The organism is Acinetobacter sp. GSS19 (genome assembly GCF_028621895.1).
In the GTDB taxonomy this organism is placed as follows: Bacteria; Pseudomonadota; Gammaproteobacteria; order Pseudomonadales; family Moraxellaceae; genus Acinetobacter.
In genome coordinates this window covers 753,700-776,938 of the sequence record NZ_CP117520.1, presented here as the reverse complement: position 1 = coordinate 776,938, position 23,239 = coordinate 753,700, and the positions used below count along the sequence as shown (strand labels likewise).

Sequence of the window (23,239 nt, the reverse complement as noted above, 5' to 3'; positions counted from 1 at the left end):
TGCATGCTGCCTTCACATTCTCCGAATGATGTCTTGCATCAGGATCTTTCTGCTTCCTTAAAACGTGCGATGAGTACCCGACATCTGGTCATGCTGTCTTTGGGCGGTGCCATCGGAACAGGACTTTTCCTAGGTTCAGGTGAGGTGATTGCTCAAACAGGACCAATAGGGGCAATTCTTGCCTACTTTCTCGGTGGCCTAATCGCCTATATGGTGATGTTGTGTCTAGGTGAACTGGCCGTACACATGCCCTCCTCGGGTTCTTTCGGGGTCTATGCCCAGCATTTTATTGGCCCGGCCACCGGTTACATGATCACCTGGCTATATTGGCTGACATGGACAGCAACGCTCGGCACCGAATTTACTGCGGCCGCCTTACTGATGCAAGAATGGTTTCCAACGATTCCCGTATGGATCTGGACGCTGATGTTTGCCGCACTGGTCTTGATTCTCAACATCAGCTCAACTCGGATCTTTGCCGAATCTGAATTCTGGCTGGCACTGGTCAAAGTGATCACCGTGACGAGCTTTATCGCATTAGGCCTCCTGGCAATATTTGGACTGTTGTCTTTTCAGGGACAAGAAACTGCCCCGTTGTTCAGTAACCTGACCACGCATGGCTGGTTTCCACAAGGCATTTTTCCAATTTTTGCCACTATGTTAATCGTGAACTTTGCCTTTTCTGGTACTGAGCTGATCGGTGTCGCAGCAGGTGAAAGCAAGGATCCGGCGAAGCAGGTTCCAAAAGCCATTAACACGGCCATCTGGCGTTTGCTGATTTTCTTTATCGGCACCATTGTCGTCATCAGTGCCCTGCTCCCGTATGAGCAAGCCGGTCTGCATACAGCTGGCGTGAGTAGCAGTCCTTTTGTTACGGTTTTTAGTTATCTGGGTATTCCTTATGCAGAAGACCTGATGCGTTTCGTGATTATTACAGCTCTGTTATCGGCAGCCAATTCCGGTCTGTTTGCGGCTTCCCGCATGATGTGGTCATTGTCGGTTCGCAAACAATTACCCGCCATTTTTTCTAGACTCAGCCAGTCGGGCACGCCGTATATCGCAATTCTTGTGACCCTATTGGGTGCCATTCCAGGCCTGCTCTCAGAACAGTTTGCTCCAGAAACTATTTTTAAGAACTTGCTGGGTATCGCCGCCTTTACCATGGTGGTGGTCTGGATGAGTATCTGTCTCAGCCAGTTTAATTTCCGTCGCGAATGGTATCGTCAAGGCCATCAACGGCAGGAATTAAAGTTTGCTGTGCCATGGTTTCCTCTAATTCCGATTCTAGGCTTGGTGTTCTGCCTAATTACCTGTCTCAGTATGGCTGCAGATCCGGAAATGTTGGTCGGATTTATCGGCTGCCTCATTTTTATGGCGGCATGCTACCTGAGTTATTTTCTCTTATACCATCCGCGTGCCTAGGATGCCGTGATTTTTATTCAGTTCTGGAAGTGTAGCAAAAGGCTACACTTTTTTATGCATGCGGTTCTAGCTGGACAGGCTGTTCAAGCGTAAAGTAAAAAGAAGCTTGATGTCAGACAGGCCAAGCAGCATGAAAATAGTATTTATTCATGGGATCAACCAGCAGAATCTGGATGCGATTGCCTTAAAACAGTACTGGCTTGAAGTTTTACAACTGGGTTTTCAGAACCTGAACTGTACTCGCATGCTAAGTGAATGTAGCCTGGAGTTTCCGTTCTATGGTGATGTACTCGAGCATTATGGCTTGCGTAATACGCTCAACATTGGCAGTTTCACTTTTAATCAGACACCGAGCAAGCCACTGCATTCTTTGCTCAAACCGCATCTGCTTGATCTCACCACCACCAATCAGACTCCGTTCCTGCCCCGATTTTTAAGCAATCCGAATTTGTCTTTTTCCAGCAAAATTTATCTGCTTTCACAGATGGCCAAAGACTATGTCTTGAAAGATTTCATTATGATGCTGAATTATTTCCCCAAACTGCATGAAGACTTAATGCATGAGTTTATTGTGGAAGCCTATCTTTACCTCAGTAATCACCAGTTTATTGATGAGGTAAATTGCCGGATTCGGCAATGCCTAAAAACTGATGAAGACTATCTGATCGTTGCCCATTCTCTGGGGACAGTGGTCGCCTATAACGTAATTCGACAGCTCCCAGCTCACTTTCGGCTGAAAGCACTCATCACTTTGGGTTCACCACTGGCTTTTCATGTTATTCAGTCCAAGATCCCCCAACCGATTGTTTATCCCGACTGCCTGCACGGGCATTGGTATAATTTTTACTCCCCCGATGATTTTGTCAGCTGTTTCGCCTTGGATGCTCCTCCATTCCAATTTGAGCCAGCAATTATTAACCATTCCATTCGTACCTTTCTGGTCGATCCCCATGACATTAGTGGTTACTTACAACATCCCACAGTTATCCAATGCATTGTTGAAACCCTGTCTAATCCTGAACAAAAACCCATGGTCTTAACTTGAAGCATAGGAATGAGCAAACTCAGCACATTACGCCTTTATCTTGAACTCATCTCAAGTATTTCTGCTTCAAAGCAAATAACACCACACAGCAAGATGCTGTCTTTTTAGGCGATCAAAAGAATATTATAATTTCATGGCAGAAAATTGTTTGACAGACCTCAGAATTCACCCTAATATACGCCCACCTCTGAAACGTCCCTATCGTCTAGAGGCCTAGGACATCGCCCTTTCACGGCGGTAACCGGGGTTCGAATCCCCGTAGGGACGCCAATTTTCAGATCTGCCTCAAATAAGTCCCTATCGTCTAGAGGCCTAGGACATCGCCCTTTCACGGCGGTAACCGGGGTTCGAATCCCCGTAGGGACGCCAATTTTCAGATCTGCCTCAAATAAGTCCCTATCGTCTAGAGGCCTAGGACATCGCCCTTTCACGGCGGTAACCGGGGTTCGAATCCCCGTAGGGACGCCATATTCGAAGATGTTATCTTCATAAAAAAGCCTGATCATTATGAATCAGGCTTTTTTATTGCTTGCTTTCAAATCGCGATCATTCATATTACCCCTCACTGGCCAGATTGCACACGCGAGTTTAAGCGTCCATATAGAATCGCTTTCGCATTACGCCGGGCGTATTTGAGAAACACCCCGATCGGCGATAAATTCGGATTGGGGGCTTTACCCTGCGCAATGGCTTTAAATTGTGCGGCATACCAGATAATTTCCAGAATGGCTTTTTTATCGAGTGCAGCCCAGCCACTTTTCACTGGCCGTATGGCATATTTCACATCCTGCCCAGTGATCAACTGTTCGGTCAGATCAGTTTGCAGTGCAAAAGGTCGTGCTATACCAATCAAATCACATGCAGAACTTTGCAAAGCCGCATTCATGCCCTGTACCGTACGAAAGCCCCCTGTAACCATTAATGGACATTGGACATAATGGCGGATTTTCTCGGCAAAGGCCAAGAAATAGGCCTCGCGTGCAATCGTACTGGCTTTTAATGGCTGATCCATCTTACCTGTCATCGCAGGTACTTCGTAGTTGCCACCCGAGATTTCAATGAGATCCACACCCGCTTGATCGAGCATCTTAAATACGCTGATCACCTCGTCCTCAGTCAGACCACCACGCTGGAAATCCGCCGAATTCAGTTTCACCGCAACGATAAAATCTGCTGATGTGACCTCACGTACGGCCTGATAGATCCGCAACAGGAAACGGCAACGGTTCTCAATCGAACCACCCCATTGATCCTGACGCTGATTGGTCAAGGGAGATAGAAATTCACTGATCAGATAGCCATGCGCACCATGTAATTGCACACCTTCGAATCCAGCCTGCTCACAAATCTGTGCCGCACGTGCAAAACGCTGGATGATGTCTTCAATTTCAGACTCTGCCAGTTCACGGGGCGTGGCAAACATCGAGGCCAAATTCGCACTAAATGGTACCGCTGAAGGGGCAACTGTTTCACGGTTTAAGCCTTTGGGACATTGTCGACCCGGATGCGACAACTGAATCAGTTGCACCATCGCGTATTGCTTGCCGATCTCAGCCCACTGCCGCAACACATCTAGATCCCGTTCATTTTCAATGACCACAACACCGGGTTCATTTTTGGCATGACCATCTACCATGACATTGCCACTAATGGCACAGCCCAAACCACCTTTCACCCAAGCTTCATACAGCCGTAAATGTTGCTGGTTGGGCTGCCCTAGATCATTGGCCAGAGCTTCGCTCATCGCGGCTTTAACAATTCGATTTTTCAGCGTAATGCCGCGAAGGATCAGCGGTTCAGCCAGTCGATTCATCTTGTTCTCCTCTGTCCTGTCCGGCGAGATCAGCCATTGGTTATTATTCTAACTATTCCGATTCAGCCACGCTCAATTCCATTTGATGTATATTGGCTTGCGGCAATCAACTGTCGGGTATATTCCGATTGTGGCTGGGCAAACAGTTGAGCTGTCGGTTGCAGTTCCACAACCTGAGCATGTCGCAGGACCAGCACTTTCTGGCAGAGTGCACGTACGACCTGCAAATCATGACTGATAAACAGGTAACTGAGCTGCTGTTCCTGCTGCAAACGACGCAGCAGTTTCACAATCGCACGTTGTGTAGTACGATCTAATGCTGAGGTGGGTTCATCCATGATGATGAGCTGCGGTTGTAGCACTAAAGCACGTGCCAAAGCCACCCGCTGCCGTTGGCCACCTGATAGCTCATGTGGATAGCGCTGTTTAAACTCTACAGGCAGCTCAACCTTGATCAGGGCTTCATCAATCCGCTCTACGATCTGCTCCTGCGATAATGACTGCAGAGCCAAGCCTTCCGCAATAATCTGCTGTACGGTCATGCGTGGATTCAAGCTGCTAAACGGATCCTGAAACACAATCTGAAACTGACTACGTAAGGGGCGCAACTGTCTTTCTGAAAATTGGTTCAAATCCTGACCCAGCAGCTCAATTCGACCATCACTCTCGATCAGCCGTGCAATCGCTAAAGCCAGAGAAGTTTTACCGGAACCACTCTCACCGACGATTCCGATCGACTCCCCCTGTAACAGGGTCAAATCCAAGGGCTCAACCGCGACATAATAATCTTTGATCCGGTTGAGCAGGCCTTGTCTGATGGGGAATTTCACGCCAACAGCGCTAAGCTGCAATAGTGTTTGCTGAGGCTGCAACTGTAATGCTTCGCCAAAATCATGGTTAAGCAAATGCCGAGTATAAGCCGCCTTGGGTTGGCTAAAAATATCCTGCACGGCCCCCTGTTCCTCTACGCGGCCCTGATTCATTACAACCACCTGATCTGCATAACGCTGTACCAGATTCAAATCATGGCTGATCAGGATCAGTGCCATACAACGGCTTTGTTGCAAAGATTGCAGCAAGTTCAGGATTTGTGCTTGTAAGGTGACATCCAGTGCAGTCGTCGGCTCATCTGCAATCAGAATCTCGGGATCCAAGGCCAGTGCCATTGCGATCATCACACGCTGGCGCTGCCCTCCAGACAGCTCATGCGGATAACGTCGCAGTTTACTTTCTGGCTCAGGAATACCCACGTCATTTAATAGATCAATAACCCGCTCACGCACGCGAGCTTTCGGCCAGCCTTGCAGCAACAGCGTTTCACCAATGATTTTTTCAACCCGATGCAGTGGATTAAGCGCAGTCATCGGTTCCTGAAAAATCATTGCAATTTTATGGCCGCGAATCTGACGTTTCTGAGCTTCAGGAAGAGCCAGCAGATCCTGCTCTTGCAGGTAAGCCTGTCCGGAAACAGATAGACTACTCGGTAACAATCCCAACAGTGCCAGACTACTGATCGACTTTCCTGAACCACTTTCCCCAACAATCGCCAGTGTTTTACCGGGATACAGATCAAAGCTCAGGTCTTGGACCAAAGATTGCTGCTGGGCATTTTGAATCTGTAAATGCCGTACGCTCAGACAGGGCTCAATCGGCTTATTGGCGTCTTGGATCGAATGCATCGCGTGTCGCCTCCCCAATATAAATTAACAGTGACAACACCAGGGCCAAGGTAAAAAAGCCAGACAGTGCCAACCAAGGGGCATTCAGGTTGTTTTTACCTTGTAAAAGCAGTTCCCCCAAGGAGGCTGCATCGGGTGGTAGACCATAACCCAGAAAGTCTAAAGCGGTTAAAGCAGTAATATTCGCCGTGAGCATAAAAGGCAATTGTGACAGCGATGAACTCATCGCATTGGGCAAAATATGCCGGAACATAATGGTACGATCACTCACCCCGAGTGCACGCGCAGCACGGACATAATCAAAATTACGCGCGCGTAAAAACTCTGCACGCACCAATCCGACCAGTGCCGGCCAGCCAAACAGCAACATGATCAAAAACAGCCAGTACACATTCGGGGTAAACATGCTGACCAGAATCATCACCATAAACAGCATCGGTAGGCCACCCCAGACTTCCAATACCCGCTGTCCAAACAGATCCACCCAACCGCCGTAATAGCCCTGCAATGCACCGACCAAAATGCCGAGAATGGCCGAAATAAACGTCAGGGCAAAACCGAACAGCAGAGAAACCCGCAGGCCATAAAGAATCCGTGCCAGGACATCACGCCCCTGATCATCGGTGCCGAGCCAGTTTTGAGCTGTCGGGGGGGAAGGCACTGGAACAGCCAAGTCCAGATTCGGTGTCTGATAGGAATATTCAATCAGTGGCCAGATCGCCCACCCTTTGTCCTCAATTAATTGTTGCACCACCGGATCTTTATAATCGGCTTCTGTTTCAAATACACCGCCAAAGGTGGTTTCGGGATAACGCTTCAGGATAGGAAGATAAAATTGCTGGTCATAACGAACCAATAGCGGTTTGTCATTCGCGATCAACTCTGCCGCAACAGACAACACAAAGACCACGATAAAAACGATCAGACAGCCAAAGCCGAGTCTATTTTTTCTAAATCGCTGTAAACGCGCTTGCATGAGAGGAGACATTATTTCACTCCTCGTGCATCAAAGTTAATCCGTGGGTCAATAATCTGGTACAACACATCACTGACCAGCCGCAAGAGTAGTCCCAACAAGGTAAAAATAAACAGGGTGCCAAAAATTACCGGATAATCACGTTGCACCACGGCTTCAAAACCGAGTAACCCCAAGCCATCCAGATTAAAAATAATTTCGATAAACAGGTTGCCGACAAAGAAAATGCCAATCAATGCCTCAGGCAAGCCCGCAATTACAATCAGCATGGCATTGCGGAACACGTGTCCATACAATACACGGTTTTCACTCAAGCCTTTGGCGCGCGCCGCCAGAACGTATTGCTTGTTCAGCTCTTCCATAAAAGAATATTTCGTGAGATAGGTCAGGCCGGCAAAACTGCCCAACACCATGGTCAATAATGGCAGGGTCATGTGCCAGAAATAATCCTGAATCTTATCTAGCCAGCTGAGTTCATAGAAATTTTCTGAAACCAGCCCCTGTAACGGGAACCATTGAAAGTAGCTTCCCCCAGCAAAAAAAACAATCAACAATACACCAAACACAAAAGCCGGAACTGCATAACCCACGGCCAGCAACAAGGAGGTCGCTTTATCAAAGATCATGCCATGCTGTTTGGCTTTTTTGATGCCCAGCGGGATCGACACCAGATAGATCAGCAAGGTGCTCCATAATCCCAGGGAAATGGTGACCGGCATTTTTTCATAGAGAAGCTGAGTCACTGGTTTGTCTTTAAAAAAACTGGTACCAAAATCCAGCGTCAGATACCCCTTCAGCATAATCCAGAAACGTTCTGGCGCTGACTTGTCAAAGCCATACTGGGCCTTAATTTTCTCCACCATTTCTTCACTGAGACCACGTGCACCCTGATAATGACTATTCGGCGTATTTGCCGTTTCCGCCCCAGCAGCACCTTTCATTCCCTGAAAGCTTTCTGCCTGCTGAATGGCTTGCTCGACAGGGCCTCCGGGTGCCAGCTGAATCACCACAAAGTTAATCAGCAAGATGAAAAACAGCGTAGGAATAATCAACAGCAGTCTTTTTAATATATATGTGCCCATCGAAACGAGGTTCCTTATGACTTTAAGCTGTAGTTATTGTTGACGTAGGTATTGGTTTACTTTTTGTGCCTGTCTAGAATCGACCCACCAATAATCAATCCCGGTAGACAGTTTAGGCTTGATTTGTGGCTGACGATACATGTTCCAATAAGCCAGCCAGTTCTCACCTTTACCGTAGGTTGGAATCTGATAATAACCTGCACGCAATAAACGGTCCAATACACGGGTACGAATCACCAGTTGTTGCCGGTTCGGCGCACGAATCACACTTTGTACAACTTGATCAATTGCCGGACTCTTGATCCCGGCATAATTGAAATTGCCAACCTGATCCGCAGCAGCACTACCCCAGAGCTGAGCCTGTTCATTCCCCGGCGTCAGTGACTGCGGCATGACCCCAGTGGTCATATCAAAATCAAAGCGGCGCATCCGTTCAATATATTGCGGCAAATCAACCTGACGGATATTCACCACAATCCCGAGTTTTTTCAGATTGCGGACAAATGGCATCAAGGTGCGCTGTAAACCATCCTGATGAATCAGGAATTCGATCTGGATCGGCTTGCCCTGACGATCATAAAGTTGCCCTCCGCGAATTGGATAACCCGCGTCTAACAGCATTTGACGGGCAACCAACAGGTTATTGCGGTTAAATCCGCTGGCATCGGAAACCGGATATTTCCAGTTCAACATGACCCCTTGACGCTGTAAGGGCGGCAAACCCGACAATAACGGTTTGAGTATCTGCATTTCTGCAGCACTTGGTGTACCGCGTGCCTCTAACTCACTGTTGCTAAAATAACTCTGCAGGCGTCGATACTGACCATAAAACAGCGCCTTGTTTTGCCATTCAAAATCATAGGCATATGTTAAAGCTTGGCGTAGACGGATATCCTGAAAAGGACTACGGCGGGTATTAAAAATAAAACTTTGTGTGGCAATCGGGTTGTGATGCTGGAAACGGTATTTTTTTACCATTCCGGCCGTCACTGCAGGAAACCGATATTCGGTGACCCATTTACGCGCAGTCATTTCCTCATGCAGGGTATATTGCCCAGATTTAAAACCTTCAAAGGCAATATCTAGATTGCGGTAATAGACATATTTGATTTTGTCAAAATTATAACGGCCACGATTGATGACCAGATCTTTCCCCCAATAATTGGGATTGCGTTTATAGGTAATACTACGTCCGGCATCAATCCGGTCAATCACATAGGGTCCTGACCCCAAAATCGGCTGCATACTGATACGGCTGAAGTCCTTGCCTTGCCAGTCCTGCTTGGAATAAATCGGCAAGGTCGCCAGAATCAGTGGCATTTCCGAGTTATTGTCAGATTTAAAATGAAATTTGACTTGGTACTTGGACAAGACTTCAGTTTTTGCCAGATCCGAAATATACATCTGCAATCCCGGGTTGGCTTTGCTCTGGTAGGTATCAAAGGTGAATTTGACATCTTGTGCAGTCAACGGCTGACCATTGCTAAAACGGGCTTTAGGATTAAGATGAAAAATCACGAATTTGGTTTTTTCTGGATCAAAGGTGACTTTCTCTGCCAGCAGCGGATACAGTACACCAGGCTCATCCAATGAACTGTCCATTAGGGAATCAAATAGATAATTAACCCCTTCGGTGGAACTCCCCTTGCCATTCATGCTGTTTAAATTATCAAAGGTTCCCATGCTAGCGGTACTGAGCAAACCGCCTTTAGGAGCCTTGGGATTCGCATAAGGCAGGGCGGCCAAGCCACTATAGCGTGGCTGGGTATGTAAGGCGATATACGGCGTGGTCTGCAAGGCAGCAGACACAGCTTGCGCCAGCATACTGAGTCCGAATACAAGTGCGAGTGATGGAACCCGAGTATAAAACTGACGCATCGTGCTCATGTCCTTCCTATAAATTTGGCACCTTGATCACATCACCAATACGCAATGTAGTGCTTGGTTTCAAATCATTCATTTCAGCCAGTTCCTGACTTTGCAGACCATATTTGCTGGCCAGGCCAATCAAGGTATCACCACGTTTCACTTTATATTCCGTGAAGCGTTTGGGTACCAAAATGGTCTGTCCACGTTGCAAGCTACTGCGTGGGCTCAAGTCATTCAATTCGGCCAATTCTTTGATTGAAATGCCGACACGTGCAGCAATTGAGGTTAAAGAATCCCCAGCTTTGACGGTATATTTTTCAGTATTTGCATTACTGGTTTTAACTGCTGCTTTTGAATTTATTTCAGTTTTGGCCACAACTTCAGCTTTGTCAATTTCACCCTCTAACTTCAAACGCTGCCCAACACGAACACTACTGCCACGTGACAATCCATTCAATTCAGCTAAATAGTTCAACTGTAAATGGTATTTCTTTGCAATGCTCGTTAAAGTCTCACCGGACTTCACCACGTGGAATTCAGGAGAGGCCTTAGAAGTCATTTCTTCTTTGACAGCAGCAACGGGCTCACCGGTCAGCTTAATTTTCTGGCCAACACGCAAACCGGCTTGACGACTTAATCCATTCAGATCAGCAAGGTCATCCAATTGCAGATTGTATTTATTCGCCACGCCGATCAGGGTATCGCCAGACTGCACAACATACGTCGCTGGAGTCGTACTACCCGCCGGAATCTGAATTGTTTGCCCCACACGCAAGCCACTCGTATTACTCAAATCATTCAGTTCAGCGAGTTCACTCAAACTGATTTTTGACTGGTTGGCAATACTATACAAGGTATCTCCACGTTGTACCTTATAGCTTTCAGTTTTATAAGCTGGTGGGGCTTTGGTAGTTTCAGCTTTCGTTGCCCGGACTTTCACCTCTGCAGGTTTTTCAATGCCGGTGACTGCTTTGGCCGGTACATTAATTTTCTGTCCAGCCAGTAACTTGCTACCTGCGGTCAGTCCTGGTGTTAAATCCGCCAATTCCTGATTCGAGAGATCATAACGTTCCGCGATCAACTGCAAATATTCGCCACGTTGTACAGTATAAGATTTTGTCTTGATTGGATTGGCAGTAGTGGATACCGGTTTTGCAGCTGATTTTGGGTTTTCATCCACTGGTGCCTGTAACACCAGTTTTTGCCCCACTCGCAATCCGCTGCTCACTGTCAAATCATTCCACTGTGCCAAGTCCTGCAAAGACAGTTCAAACTGATTCGCCACACTGGTTAAGCTATCATTGGCTTTCACCAGATAAATTTCAGGTTTGCTTGCAGGTTTTGGACTTGGTTTATCAATCGCAGCTTGCGGTTTTGCATCATAGAGATATAACGGCGTACCCGCATATAAGGTCGCATCTGGATCAATTTGATTCCACTTCGCGACATCACGCCAGTTCACCCCATTTTTAATGGCGATGAGTGCCAAGGTATCTCCTGACATGACAGTATAAGTACTACGTTTGCCTTTTGGTGGTACTACAACTACTTCAGCATCTGTCTTGACGTAGTTTTTACCACGGTTGAGTTTGGCTTCAGCTGAATCTGCTGGTGTCACTTCAGCCAAGGCTTTTGGATAAGCAAACCCTTTGCTCACTTCTTTGCCCTGCTGTTCTGCTACGGACTGACTGGTTTGGATCGCGGTAAGCTTGATCTTGCCATCATAAGGATCGACAATTTCTGTCCCTTGAGGTGCCAAAGCTGTTAACTCGGCCACTACTTGATCTTTTTCAGCCTGAGAAGCTTTGGGCTGTAGAACCTCTTCGACACTCTTACTCTGATTTTCTGCTTTTACCGCAGCCTGTAACTGTTCGCGTTCTTGAGCGCTGATCGGTGGTTCAATCCTAACCGGCTGAATATTGCTTGCAGGTGTAACAGCCACTGGAATACGCGGTGCACTTGGAATATCCGCAGAACCTGCGAAGGCAGCCAGCGCATCCGAGCCACGTGGTGTCGAGATTTTTTTACTGTGACTCACTGCAGGCGCCACTGGCGTTTTTACAGGCGTCACACTAGCCTGCATCGGCGGTGGAGTACTTTTAGAAGGACGAATGGTTTGTACCGTAGAGGTACTGCTTCCCGCAGTTGAATCAGATAAAACCGGCTGTGTACTGGCCAACAATCCTGTATTTGCCTTTAAACCACGTAATTTACTGTCCACTGTAGGACTCAGATCGGCTGGAATCAAAATCCGCATTGGACTAGACGGATCAATATGCTCAGCACGGTAACCTGGGTTTAATGAATACAGTTCAGCACGACTCAAACCGGTAATGGCCGATACTTCATTCAAGGATACGGCAGCTGGCACCTGAACTTCACGAAAGTGCGGACGATTCGCGATGGCAGGCAAACGTACATTATATGCTTGCGGATTTTTGATAATTTGAGCGACAGCCAGGAAACGCGGCACATAGTTCATGGTTTCCTGCGGCAGTTTTAATGACCAATAATCTGTCGGCAAACCGGCTGCTTTATTGCGGTTAATTGCCTGCTGAATACGGCCTGGGCCCGCGTTATATGCCGCTAATGCCAGCTCCCAAGAACCAAACTGATTATACAAGCCACCTAAAAACTCATAGGCAGCGCGGGTAGACTCCACGACATCACGACGGCCGTCATATAAATCGGTTTGCTTTAGACCATAGATGCGTCCGGTACTCGGAATAAACTGCCATAAACCCGCTGCTGCTGCACTACTGGTCGCTGCGGGATCATAAGAGCTTTCAATCACAGGTAACAGAGCGAGTTCAGTAGGCAAGCCACGACGCTCGGCTTCTTTCACCGTGTGATACAAATAGCGACTGGCACGCGCACTTAGACGATCCAGATAGGGCTGACGCGAAATAAACCAGTTACGCTGTGCTTCAATACGCGGATCCCAATGATCCAGATCCATTTTGAAACCCACCGTCATGCGCTTCCACACATCACCATGCTTCAGAATGAGCAGACGATCCCCCTCTACTGCCTGCATATCCGTTGCGGATAACAAATCTTCGAGTGAATCGAGACTGTCTGCATCTAAATAATTCGAGTTTAAGTTATTAGATTTATTTACTGTTGTTGCACTTTGAGTGGAAGAACAACCTGTCGTAATCCCCAACGCTGCCAAGGCCGAACTTAAGAGCGTAATTTTAAAAAAGACCGATGCAGAAGGCTGCCACATCGCAGTGGTGGATTTATACATAAAAAGTTCCAACAACTCGCGTGAAAATTTATTTTTTAGATATGCCATTTTATTGAAGCATGTCTGAGAGACAAGGCCATAATTTAGCGGGTTTCAGGCAGAAATGTTACAAGAAATTTAAAAAAAGCATTTTGGCAAGGTTGAAAAAAGCCATTTCCGTATACAATAACTTTTCATGTTTTCGCTTTTTCCCACTCACACGTTTTTGGATTTTTGATCTATGTCACAAACAATCACTCTCTATGTTGATGGAGCTTGCCGCGGCAATCCGGGCTTGGGCGGTTGGGGCGCATATATCATTACTGAACAAGGTGAGCACAAACTGTTTGGTGGTGAAGCACAAACCACCAATAACCGCATGGAGCTAACTGCCGCGATTGAAGGCGTTTCGTTTTGCCCAATGGAGGCGAAACTGATTGTCTGGACTGACTCCAATTACGTCAAACAGGGCATTACAGAGTGGATTCAGGGCTGGAAAAAGAAAAACTGGAAAGATGTCAAAAATCCGGATTTATGGCAAAAACTGGATGCCGTTTGTCAAAAACGCCAGATTGAATGGAACTGGATCAAAGGCCATGCCGGTCATCCCGGTAATGAAATGGCCGACCAACTGGCCAATCTCGGTGCAGATCAGGTCAGCCAGAACCATCTTAAAAGTAGTGAAAACCTGCTGAGCGAAACAGTCATCGATACGGATACACCTCAAGAACAGGACTGGCTCCTCGATGATCCTTTCGGCTTTGAATTATTAGACGATGATTCAGCTGAGGAAGAAACAACCTTAATGGAAGCGGCAGAAGAAACTGTAACCACTCAAGAATCAGAAATAGGATTAGGTGCAGTACATCCACAAATTAAAATCACCCCAGCTCAACTCGAATTACATGGTCCACGCCAACTAATCCTCGATACAGAAACCACCGGTTTTTATTATCAAGATGGGGATCGCATCATTGAGGTCGGTGCGATTGAAATGGTCAACCGCAAACTTACGGGTAGCTCGATTCACATTTATATCAATCCGCAAAAACCGGTCGGTGATTCAGTGAACGTGCACGGTATTACTGATGAGTTCTTGCAGGACAAACCGACCTATGCCGAAATCGCCGATGTTTTGTTCGAATACCTAAAAGGCGCCGAAATTATTGCGCACAACGCCACCTTCGATATGAACTTTCTGGATATGGAGTTCAAACGTGCAGGACTACTGGCATTATCCGAGGTCTGTGAAGTGACGGACACCTTGGCCTTGGCCAAGAGCAAACACCCTGGACAGAAAAACTCCTTGGATGCCCTCGTTAGACGTTATGAAATCCCTGCACGTGATCGTACCTTCCATGGTGCGTTACTTGATGCAGAGATTCTGTCAGATGTCTATTTGGCGATGACCGGCGGTCAGGTCTCTTTCGATATGGACGCTCTTTCACATCACGAAAGCCAGTCCGGCCAAAGTAGCCGACCACTGTTGCAAGTCGACTTGCCGGTTATTCTGCCAAGTGAGCAAGAGCTCGCCATACATGAGACTTGGGTCAAACAATATGAAGAAAAACATGGAGAGTCTTGCTTTTTTGCTAAATAAATTTTGAAGGCTTTGTTATTTTTTGTATTTAAAGCCTGAAAAGTTAGGCTATATTTGAGCTTGAACAAATTAGCCCCTTTTTTGGGGCCTACACAACAGAAATAACACTAGGAAAGGTGCAGATACATGTCTTACCAAACCTCTATTCACTTCGACCCGACTGCATTATTGATAATAAAAAATGAGGTTGATAACTCGATTAAACTGGTGGAATCTGCAGTAAGTGCGTTGGCCGAAGACCAGACCCTTCCTTTTGGTATAGATGATGCACTCAATCAGTTTGAACAGTGTGCTCAAGTCCTTGCTCTAATCGACATGCCACAACTTGCCCGGATTGCGCAGTATTCAGCAGAATTGATGCACAAGATCATGGCCAATCCAAGTGAAATTAATACACAGGACATGCTGGCGCTGAGTGAAGGCACCACCATGTTGAAGCGCTATATCGAATTCATTTGCTTACGTGAAGTGACCGTCCCGCAGTTCTTGCATGACACCTTGAATCGATTAGAACTCGCCTTGGGCAAGGCACTCACCAATGAAGGCCAACACATTGAGCCACTCTTAGACTGCGTCAACCCGAATTTTCAGCTTCCACAAGCACCACAATTGGAAAAATCAGGCTATGTGCATCAGCTTTATAAACTCTGCCTGCACAAGCTGCTTCAACAACAGGCCGCTGAATTAGATCGTCAGGGAATTAAACTGGTCGGTACTTATCTGGCAGGTCTCGCTCAGCAACAGCCAAGCGAGCAATACTGGAATCTGGTTTATGTCGCTTTCAACCATATTGATGAACTGTTCCTGAACGATGCCCGTCTACGCGCATTCATCCAGATCGAATACAATATGGCCCAGTTCTTTGCAGCACCTAGTGAATTCAAGGCTAGCTTGGCAGATAGTGCAGATGTACTGAGTTTATGTATCAGCCAAGAAGATGAGATTTCGCATCACATTCGTGAACAGCTAAATATTGCTGAAGATTCCCTCACCGACACCCAATTACGTGTGTTTAGCACACAGTTATATGGTCCGGATTATGACACCATTCGCAATATCAGTACGCTGGTAACGACCGAAATGGCACAAATCCGTAACGAGATTGAATACAACTACCAAAACATGAGTCCTGAAAAAACCCAGGAACTGCAAGGTAAACTGAAAGAACTGGCGAATATCTTTAAAGTATTAGATCTGCATGATGCCTATCATGAGCTCTGTAATCAGGCCGCAGCGTTGACTCAGCCAGACGTTCTGCATGAGGAAAATTTTGCCCACAACCTGATGAATGCGATTTTGTCTGCTATGAATGCCATCGGAATTCTGGAACGTCGCCATACTTCTAGTCGCCTGCAGCTTCCAGTCAACAACATGAAAATTTCACTGGATCGTCTGGATGAAGCCCATGTGGTTTTATTAACTGAAACGCAAAGTCTGATCGAGCTCTGTAGCCAGTCATTGGTACAATATTTACAGGATCAGGATGTGAACAGTTTAACGGCTGTTCCTGCCCAGCTGAAAGAGGTTGGCGGTGCCATTTTATTCTTAGGCGCTCAGGAAGGACAAAATGCCCTCTTGCAATCTGCGATATTTATTCAGCAACAGATTGAGCAACAAAAGAGTGTTGAGAAAGCTCAGATCAACCTGGTGTTGGACACACTGGCCAGTGCTGAAATGCTCATCGAGAATTTAAAAAATAAACAACCTGTTTTACATTCAATGTTTGATGTAGCATTATCGAGTAGTCAACAACTCGCTTCTGCAACGATCTAAATGTCTGAATTATCACTTGCTTATATTTTTCATGAACAGAAACTGCTCGTTGACGAGCAGTTTCAACTCCCTCAAGTTGAACGTCTAGAAGACGATCTACTCTTCACTGAAGGTGACCACGTCATTGCTCGGGATCTACTTGATAGCGAAACCATTCCTGAAGGTTTTCAACTCGTTCCCATTCGGCAACTCGTGACCATTTGGGATCGCACCCAATTTGAACAGGCCAGCCGAGCGGTTCAATTACTAGAATGGCGCCGCAATCACAAGTTTTGCAGCCATTGTGGCCATGCTACCGAAATTCACCCAACACAATACGCCATGGTCTGCCCGGCCTGTAAATACAGCCAATATCCGCGAATTCAGCCTTGTGTCATTACGATTATTACCAAAGGCAATGAAATCCTGTTGGCACAGTCAATTCGCAATAAGGGCAAAATGTATGGCCTGATTGCCGGCTTCGTGGAAGTGGGTGAAACGCTTGAACAGGCGGTTGAGCGCGAAACATTAGAAGAAGTCGGTGTTAAGGTGAAAAATATTCGCTATATTTCTAGCCAGCCTTGGCCCTTCCCAAGCAATCTGATGATCGCTTTCCATGCTGAATATGACTCCGGTAAGATCAAAATTCAGGAAGACGAAATTTATGATGCCGCTTTCTTTAAATTTGATCAGCTACCTGAAATTCCTTTTAAAGGTAGCGTGGCACATGCCATGATCATGCACATCATTCACGGACATGCGATGTAAGCCAAAATGCTTTCATCGCTGAGCAAAAGTCTGCTCTAACATCTGCAAGATGGTCTCCTTCGTCTTGAAATAACGACTAAACCAGCTCGACAAACTGCCCACAATGGTAATATGTCCGGTATTCGGGATCACAGCCACCTGGCTGTGATTCCCCTTTTCTTGTAATACCTGATGCAAATCCCAACTGTTACTCTCCTGCACAATCTGGTCATTTGCTGCCATCAACAAGTAGTGATGTACCGGATTTTGATCCACGAAGTAATAGGGCATGACCTGCTGGAAAGGAATATGCTCATCGAACGCATGCTGTGATAGTGGATCACCCTTGTAATCAAAATGATATGGCCCTGCAATCCCTACAACCGCTTTAATCTGTTCACGACAATGCAGGCTACAAGGCTCAGGATGATACAAAGCGGACATCACATTAAAGGCACCCGCGGAGTGCCCCATCAGGACCAGATTCTCGGTTGAGATCTGATATTTGTGCTGATGTTGATGCAAATGATTTAATGCCAATGTCAGGTCATCAATGTAAGCCGGAAAAATGTGTTCTGGTGCCAGATGATAATTCACCACCGCCACATCATAGCCTTCACGACAAAAAGCCTCGGCAATAAACTTATAGTCTTTCTTGTCACCATGTTGCCAGGAACCCCCGTGTACAAACACCAATAAAGGGCGATGCGGTCGTGGCATGCAGGAGCGATACAAATCTAAGCGCTGACGCCCTTTCAAACCATAGGCAATATTCGGCAGCAGCTCAAAATACTCGGTTGCAATAAAACGGTTCAGTGCGTAACTGCCGATATCATACAACCGGAAATTCTGAGAGACCTGCTGTACTTTATCATTCAGACGCTGGACAATTTGTTGTGGTTTACTGGGCATTTGTTGGCTCGGCGGCATCAGGATCAATTGCAACAGGTGTCTGCACGTCCGGCTGTACAAAATTGCTCTGCCCCGGATTCACCATTGCGATGGGTTGTATGGCAGATTGCATCTGTTCCGTATTATCAATCAAGGTGATGATTTTACTTACATTGCCAACTTGCTGCAGGACCTGATTCAGGTCATTAATTTCAGCATTGTTTAAACGACCCATGACATACAATACGCCATTTTCTGTATGCACCAGCACTTTATTGCTATTCACAATTGGCGCTTTCACAATCAGACCACGGGTATTCGCTGTTACCGCAGCATCCTGCATGATGCTGGCATAACCAATTTTATCGCCAATGGTAATGTAGTTGTGCACGGCTTTGACATCACTCATCGCGCGGACGTTGTCTTCAGCTAACTGTTTTAAATGCTGGTCTGGCACCTGCCCAGTCAACAACACATTGCTATGAAAACTTTCAATATTTACCCGTGACTGTTTGAAGCGTGGATCCAGTTTATAAAGATTAATATTGGCCGTCCGCTCAATCGAAGAATCGATAAATACCTGCCCCAAAGAGCGAGTGCCGAGGTCATTCCCGACCGGTGCTGGCCCTGTACCACTTGCAATAAAACTTGCACAACCTGATAAACTTGCTACACAGAGCAGAGCCATTACAATACGTTTAGACACTCCGTCAGACTCCCTATTCATCTTCAATGTTGGTCTATTCAATCAGCGTTTATATTTAGATCTATTTCAAAGAGTAATGAACTCTTAATCCAATGTAAATGCGTTTTCAATCCATTGCAGATCATAAATGAGGTGAGGAAAATCTTGCTGTACTGTTTTTGCAATTGTTGAAGAAATCTCTAGGCAAATCACATCAAAACGGCAGTAAAAATCCTGATATTCAATCGCATGAGCCAAAAAATGCTGGGCAGTCTGAATAATTTTCCGTTGTTTGCTGGAACTAATGCTCTCCTCAGCTCGCAGCAAACCGCCTCGCTGACGTGCTTTCACTTCAACGAAGACCAGTTGCTGAGCCTGTAGCATGATCAAATCAATTTCCCCATAACGGGAATGATAATTTTGCCGTAGCAGCTGATAGCCTTGCTGCTGCAGAAAATGGCTGGCTTGCTGTTCAGCCCATTGACCCAAAGTGCGTGATGCAAGTGCCATCAGAACCTCGTTATTTTTCTTATCTTGTGCGAACACCTGATGTGATAACAGTTTTTTGTTGATTTGCAAAGCGCTTAGACCTCAACAGGCATTTCAGGTACAATCAGCAGCATCCTTTCTTTCGCTTTCTCATCTTTAAGAGAAACACCGATTTTGCTGATCTGATCCTGGAGTTCCACATGAGTGCCCCGCTATACGTTGTTGCTACCCCGATTGGGCACCTGGATGATATGAGCTTTCGTGCCGTAGAAGTGTTAAAGTCGGTTTCGCTGATCGCTGCAGAGGATACCCGCCAGTCTGCACAATTGCTCAAGCACTTTAATATCAGTACCCCCTTGACCGCCTGCCATGATCATAATGAAAGCAACAAAATTCATAGTCTGATTGAAAAACTGTTGGCTGGTGAAAGTCTAGCTTTGGTGAGCGATGCAGGGACCCCGTTAATTAGTGATCCTGGCTTTAAACTGGTACGTGCGGCACAGGAGCATCAGATCCGTGTCATTCCTGTTCCAGGCGCTTGTGCTGCAATTGCCGCTTTAAGTGCAGTGGGTTTACCCAGTGACCGTTTCAGTTTTGAAGGCTTTCTTGCATCCAAACAATCCCAACGTTTACAGCAATTAGAAAAGCTCAAAGATGAGACACAAACCCTGATCTTTTATGAAGCGCCGCATCGCATTCTGGAATGCATTCAAGACATGGCTAAGGTATTTGGTGCAGAACGTCCCGTTGGCTTTGCCCGTGAAATCACCAAAACCTTTGAAACCATCAAAAAAATGACCTTAGGTGAACTGGCCACCTTTATTGCACAGGATCATCACCAGCAGAAAGGTGAAATTGTCGTGGTGGTAGGTGGAGCCACACAAGAAAAGAACATGGAACAGGAAAAACTGGATCAGTTATTGACACGGTTATTACAAGATCTGTCGGTCAAAGCAGCTTCTCAGCTTGCTGCGGATCTTACCGGGATCAAAAAGAAAATTGCCTATCAACGTGCACTAGAACTGACCGAACAAAAATAAGCAACCTTATATAAAAAAAGCATCACATTTGTGATGCTTTTTTGTGCTTGTCGTATTAACTACGCCTGACCTTCATCCGGTGGAACTTCGGTAATTTTTCCACCGCGCGCCAAGAAAGCCGCTATTTCATCTTCTAGGGCCTGGCGCTGTTTTTGTTTTGCGGTAACAGTGAGCGTTTCAGCTTCAGCAAGGTCTGCATCAGAGGTGCCATCTTCGCTATCTGCACCTTTTTCGGCAGCCTTCGCCTCGTCTTCGTCGACTGTTACATCTTCTGCATCGTCAAAATCATTAATATCCGTCATTTCTCTCTCCCCACAAATGACATCCTGTTACCCCATCCTGCATGGGAATGAATTACGAAGAAATTTAGCAATCTCTCTGAGTTTCGCAAAGAGCTAAATACGAAAAAATCGTATTTTTTTTAGCCATCTTAGTAATCTTATATTGATGTTTGTTTAAAAAACAACACACTTGCCTCAAGCGGCGTAACGGGTTCCCTGTAATGCCTGTAATCCAGCGGCCTGCTGCATAAACATCTGCTTAAGCAATTCAGACTGATTGACCTGCTTCAAACCAAAATTACGCGCCCAGATCAATGGAGAAAATTCAGAGCTTTCCAGCCAGCCAATCGCGGACATGCTATGCATCATGGCCTCATTTTGTCCTTTACGGCGGTGAGCGTAGCGCTGTAAAGTTTGCTCGTGTGCCCAGACCCCACGCTGTAAATCATGCAACAAGACATCACACAACACTGCCGCATCCAGACAACCAATATTCACGCCTTGTCCTGCCAAAGGATGGATGACATGCGCTGCATCACCGACCAGAGCCAACCCCGGTTTCACATACAACTGTGCAGAACGTGCTTTTAAAGGAAACTGTGCACGCGAACGAACCTCAAGCACTTCACCCAACATATAATGACTTTCCCGTGTAAGCAGTTGTTTGAACTGCTCATCGTCCAAGGCGGAATACTCATCAGCAAAATCATCTGGCAACGTCCAGACAATCGACTGCCAGAAGCCCTGCTCGGCAGCATGCAGGCTGGCCATCGGCAAATAAGCCAATGGACCGGTCGGCAAGAAGATTTGTCGTGCCACGTGTAAATGCGGTTGGGCTGTTTTAATCGCGCAACTGATCGCTGCCTGACGATAATCCAAGAGATCCAAACCGATCATCGCCTGCTCGCGTACAAAAGAGTTGGCTCCATCGGCACCAATCACTAGCTTAGCCTTGAGTTGGGTACCATCTGCCAGCTGAATGCGCCATCCTTGCACATCCTGTTCCAGTCGTGTCACTTTGACCTGCGTACGGTAATCCTGCACCTGCTGCACCATCTGTTGCTGGATCGCCAGGTTCAAAATGCTCGGTTCAACCATGGAACCTAACCATTGTTCAGCAGCGGGGAATCGGTCAGATGCCTGGCCAAACATGATTTCACCATAGCCATTTTTGTTCCAGACGTGCATGCCTGTATAGGGCATATGACGTGCCAGTTTGTCCCACACCCCGACTGTGCGGAGCAAGTGCATGGTGGCCTGACTCAGTGCCAATACCCGTGGATTGGCAACAGCCAAAACTTGAGCCTCATCCTGAATCGGTGCAGCATCAAGTACAGTCGCCTGTACACCGGCCTGTGCCAGTAATAAGGCGGTCAGCCCCCCGACCAGACCACCGCCAATAATCACCACATCTTTGGTTTCATTCATGCTTTTAACCCCATAGCATAATTCGCCACCAGTGGTTTCACCCCCGGAATGACATCAAAAGCAATCAATCCGGTATTGCGTAATAATTTCAGCAATGGATTGTTGTTACTAAAGCCACGCACCACGGAATCACAGAACTTGATCACGCGTCGCTGATCGGGAAGACGTGCCTGTTCATAGGCTTTTAATACTTCTGGATCACCCAAATCAGCATCATTTGCCTGTTGCTGGTTCAAATAGCGTAATAACACATCGGCATCACGCATACACAGGTTAAAGCCCTGACCGGCCACCGGATGAATGGTATGCGCAGCATTCCCCATCAATACCACACGTCCCACAGCCTGGCGATGGGCCAGTACTTGTGACAATGGATAGCTAAAACGTTGTGCTGTTTTCAGAAATTTTCCAGCCCGATCACCATAGGTTTTTTGCAAGGCATCCAGAAAATGCTGGTCATTTTCTTCACCGAGCCATTCCTGTTCAGTGCCTTTTTTTACTGGCCAAACCACGGAACGACGGTATTCTCCAGGCAGTGGCAATAAAGCCAATGGCCCAAGCGGGCTAAAACGTTCAAAACCGATGTGCTGATGCGGTTTCGAGGTTTGCACTGTGGTTACAATTGCAGCTTGCTCATAATCATGCACATCCACACCCACACCGAGTGCTTGACGGCAGAATGAATCCCGTCCATCTGCTGCGATCAGCAATTGGGTACTCAGGCTTAAGGTTTCATCACCACGGGTCGCTTCTAGATAGACTTGCTGATCATCCTGACGCAACGCTGTGACGGTAACCCCATCAATCAGTTCAATCAGAGGCTGCTGACGTACCTGGCTCAGCAACACACGGCCAAGCCAAGCATTTTCAATGACCTGACCAAAACTTTCGACTTTTTCCTGATCCGCCAACAAACGCGCCTTACCAAAACTGCCCTGTTCAGTAATATGAACCTGCAAAATGGGTGTGGCATGCTGCTGCAAGGCTGACCATAGCCCCAACTTTTGATAGATCTGTACGGTACGACGTGACAAAGCGGTATTCCGTGCATCAAAACTGGAGTGATAAGGCACTTCAGCCTGCTGCTCTTGTGGATAGCGAATGGCCTCCAGCAGCTTCACAGCAATATTCTGTTTGGCTAACATCAGCGCCAAGCTGAGTCCCACCATCCCTCCACCCACAATCATGACTTGCTGCTGCACCATTTCTAC

General features: G+C 46.7%; 18 protein-coding genes and 3 tRNA genes. 9 read left to right on the top strand and 12 right to left on the bottom strand.

Going from position 1 to position 23,239, the window contains the following annotated elements; translation table 11 throughout:
* Nucleotides 1-3 precede the first annotated feature (3 nt).
* From PGW99_RS03755 to PGW99_RS03735, 5 genes are all read left to right on the top strand, one after another.
* Nucleotides 4-1,422 carry an amino acid permease gene (locus tag PGW99_RS03755; protein ID WP_273778784.1) on the top strand — a complete coding sequence of 473 codons (1,419 nt, stop codon included), beginning with the start codon at nt 4-6 and terminating at the stop codon, nt 1,420-1,422.
* Between the two features lie 130 nt (nt 1,423-1,552).
* Complete coding sequence (locus PGW99_RS03750) at nt 1,553-2,467, top strand: hypothetical protein (protein ID WP_273778782.1); 915 nt, start codon at nt 1,553-1,555, stop codon at nt 2,465-2,467.
* Nucleotides 2,468-2,661: 194 nt separating this feature from the next.
* A tRNA-Glu gene (locus tag PGW99_RS03745) sits at nt 2,662-2,737 on the top strand.
* A 23-nt stretch (nt 2,738-2,760) separates the two neighbouring features.
* Nucleotides 2,761-2,836, top strand: a tRNA-Glu gene (locus PGW99_RS03740).
* 23 nt (nt 2,837-2,859) lie between these two features.
* Nucleotides 2,860-2,935: transfer RNA gene (locus PGW99_RS03735), tRNA-Glu, on the top strand.
* 94 nt (nt 2,936-3,029) lie between these two features.
* Here the strand turns inward: PGW99_RS03735 and PGW99_RS03730 are convergent.
* The 6 genes from PGW99_RS03730 to PGW99_RS03705 all read right to left on the bottom strand — a co-directional run bounded on the left by PGW99_RS03730 (nt 3,030) and on the right by PGW99_RS03705 (nt 13,136).
* Nucleotides 3,030-4,280, bottom strand: a complete 1,251-nt coding sequence (locus tag PGW99_RS03730; RefSeq protein ID WP_273778780.1) for an NADH:flavin oxidoreductase/NADH oxidase family protein — start codon at nt 4,278-4,280, stop codon at nt 3,030-3,032.
* 62 nt (nt 4,281-4,342) lie between these two features.
* On the bottom strand, nt 4,343-5,959 hold the full coding sequence (locus tag PGW99_RS03725; protein ID WP_273778779.1) for an ABC transporter ATP-binding protein: 1,617 nt from the start codon (nt 5,957-5,959) through the stop codon (nt 4,343-4,345).
* Nucleotides 5,934-6,947, bottom strand: coding sequence for an ABC transporter permease (locus tag PGW99_RS03720; RefSeq protein ID WP_273778777.1), 1,014 nt, complete (start codon nt 6,945-6,947; stop codon nt 5,934-5,936). The genes PGW99_RS03725 and PGW99_RS03720 overlap by 26 nt, the downstream gene beginning before the upstream one ends.
* Entirely contained in the window at nt 6,947-8,017 is a 1,071-nt protein-coding gene (locus PGW99_RS03715) for a microcin C ABC transporter permease YejB (RefSeq protein ID WP_273778774.1), read from the bottom strand. Before PGW99_RS03715 ends, PGW99_RS03720 begins: the two co-directional genes overlap by 1 nt.
* A 33-nt stretch (nt 8,018-8,050) precedes the next feature.
* Nucleotides 8,051-9,895, bottom strand: a complete 1,845-nt coding sequence (locus PGW99_RS03710) for an extracellular solute-binding protein (RefSeq protein ID WP_273779422.1) — start codon at nt 9,893-9,895, stop codon at nt 8,051-8,053.
* Nucleotides 9,896-9,911: 16 nt separating this feature from the next.
* Nucleotides 9,912-13,136, bottom strand: coding sequence for a lytic transglycosylase (locus PGW99_RS03705; protein WP_273778773.1), 3,225 nt, complete (start codon nt 13,134-13,136; stop codon nt 9,912-9,914).
* Between the two features lie 220 nt (nt 13,137-13,356).
* Between PGW99_RS03705 and dnaQ the strand changes: the two genes are divergently transcribed.
* From dnaQ to nudC, 3 genes are all read left to right on the top strand, one after another.
* Nucleotides 13,357-14,715, top strand: a complete 1,359-nt coding sequence (gene dnaQ / locus PGW99_RS03700; protein WP_273778772.1) for a DNA polymerase III subunit epsilon — start codon at nt 13,357-13,359, stop codon at nt 14,713-14,715.
* Nucleotides 14,716-14,841: 126 nt separating this feature from the next.
* On the top strand, nt 14,842-16,488 hold the full coding sequence (locus PGW99_RS03695) for a chemotaxis protein (RefSeq protein WP_273778771.1): 1,647 nt from the start codon (nt 14,842-14,844) through the stop codon (nt 16,486-16,488).
* Nucleotides 16,489-17,235 (top strand): NAD(+) diphosphatase, encoded by a 747-nt coding sequence (gene nudC / locus PGW99_RS03690; protein ID WP_273778769.1) that lies wholly within the window; start codon nt 16,489-16,491, stop codon nt 17,233-17,235.
* A 12-nt stretch (nt 17,236-17,247) separates the two neighbouring features.
* Here nudC and PGW99_RS03685 read toward each other — a convergent pair whose 3' ends face one another.
* The 3 genes from PGW99_RS03685 to PGW99_RS03675 all read right to left on the bottom strand — a co-directional run bounded on the left by PGW99_RS03685 (nt 17,248) and on the right by PGW99_RS03675 (nt 19,300).
* On the bottom strand, nt 17,248-18,126 hold the full coding sequence (locus tag PGW99_RS03685) for an alpha/beta hydrolase (RefSeq protein ID WP_273778768.1): 879 nt from the start codon (nt 18,124-18,126) through the stop codon (nt 17,248-17,250).
* Entirely contained in the window at nt 18,116-18,811 is a 696-nt protein-coding gene (locus PGW99_RS03680; RefSeq protein WP_273778767.1) for a BON domain-containing protein, read from the bottom strand. The genes PGW99_RS03685 and PGW99_RS03680 overlap by 11 nt, the downstream gene beginning before the upstream one ends.
* An 84-nt stretch (nt 18,812-18,895) precedes the next feature.
* Nucleotides 18,896-19,300 (bottom strand): YraN family protein, encoded by a 405-nt coding sequence (locus PGW99_RS03675; RefSeq protein WP_273779421.1) that lies wholly within the window; start codon nt 19,298-19,300, stop codon nt 18,896-18,898.
* A 179-nt stretch (nt 19,301-19,479) separates the two neighbouring features.
* On the opposite strand from PGW99_RS03675, the gene rsmI reads away from it, so the two are divergent.
* Nucleotides 19,480-20,319 (top strand): 16S rRNA (cytidine(1402)-2'-O)-methyltransferase, encoded by an 840-nt coding sequence (gene rsmI / locus PGW99_RS03670; protein ID WP_273778766.1) that lies wholly within the window; start codon nt 19,480-19,482, stop codon nt 20,317-20,319.
* Between the two features lie 59 nt (nt 20,320-20,378).
* Here rsmI and PGW99_RS03665 read toward each other — a convergent pair whose 3' ends face one another.
* From PGW99_RS03665 to ubiH, 3 genes are all read right to left on the bottom strand, one after another.
* Nucleotides 20,379-20,621, bottom strand: coding sequence for a hypothetical protein (locus PGW99_RS03665; protein ID WP_273778765.1), 243 nt, complete (start codon nt 20,619-20,621; stop codon nt 20,379-20,381).
* Between the two features lie 174 nt (nt 20,622-20,795).
* Nucleotides 20,796-22,028, bottom strand: coding sequence for an FAD-dependent monooxygenase (locus tag PGW99_RS03660; RefSeq protein WP_273778764.1), 1,233 nt, complete (start codon nt 22,026-22,028; stop codon nt 20,796-20,798).
* Complete coding sequence (gene ubiH, locus PGW99_RS03655) at nt 22,025-23,230, bottom strand: 2-octaprenyl-6-methoxyphenyl hydroxylase (protein ID WP_273779420.1); 1,206 nt, start codon at nt 23,228-23,230, stop codon at nt 22,025-22,027. Before ubiH ends, PGW99_RS03660 begins: the two co-directional genes overlap by 4 nt.
* Nucleotides 23,231-23,239 lie beyond the last annotated feature (9 nt).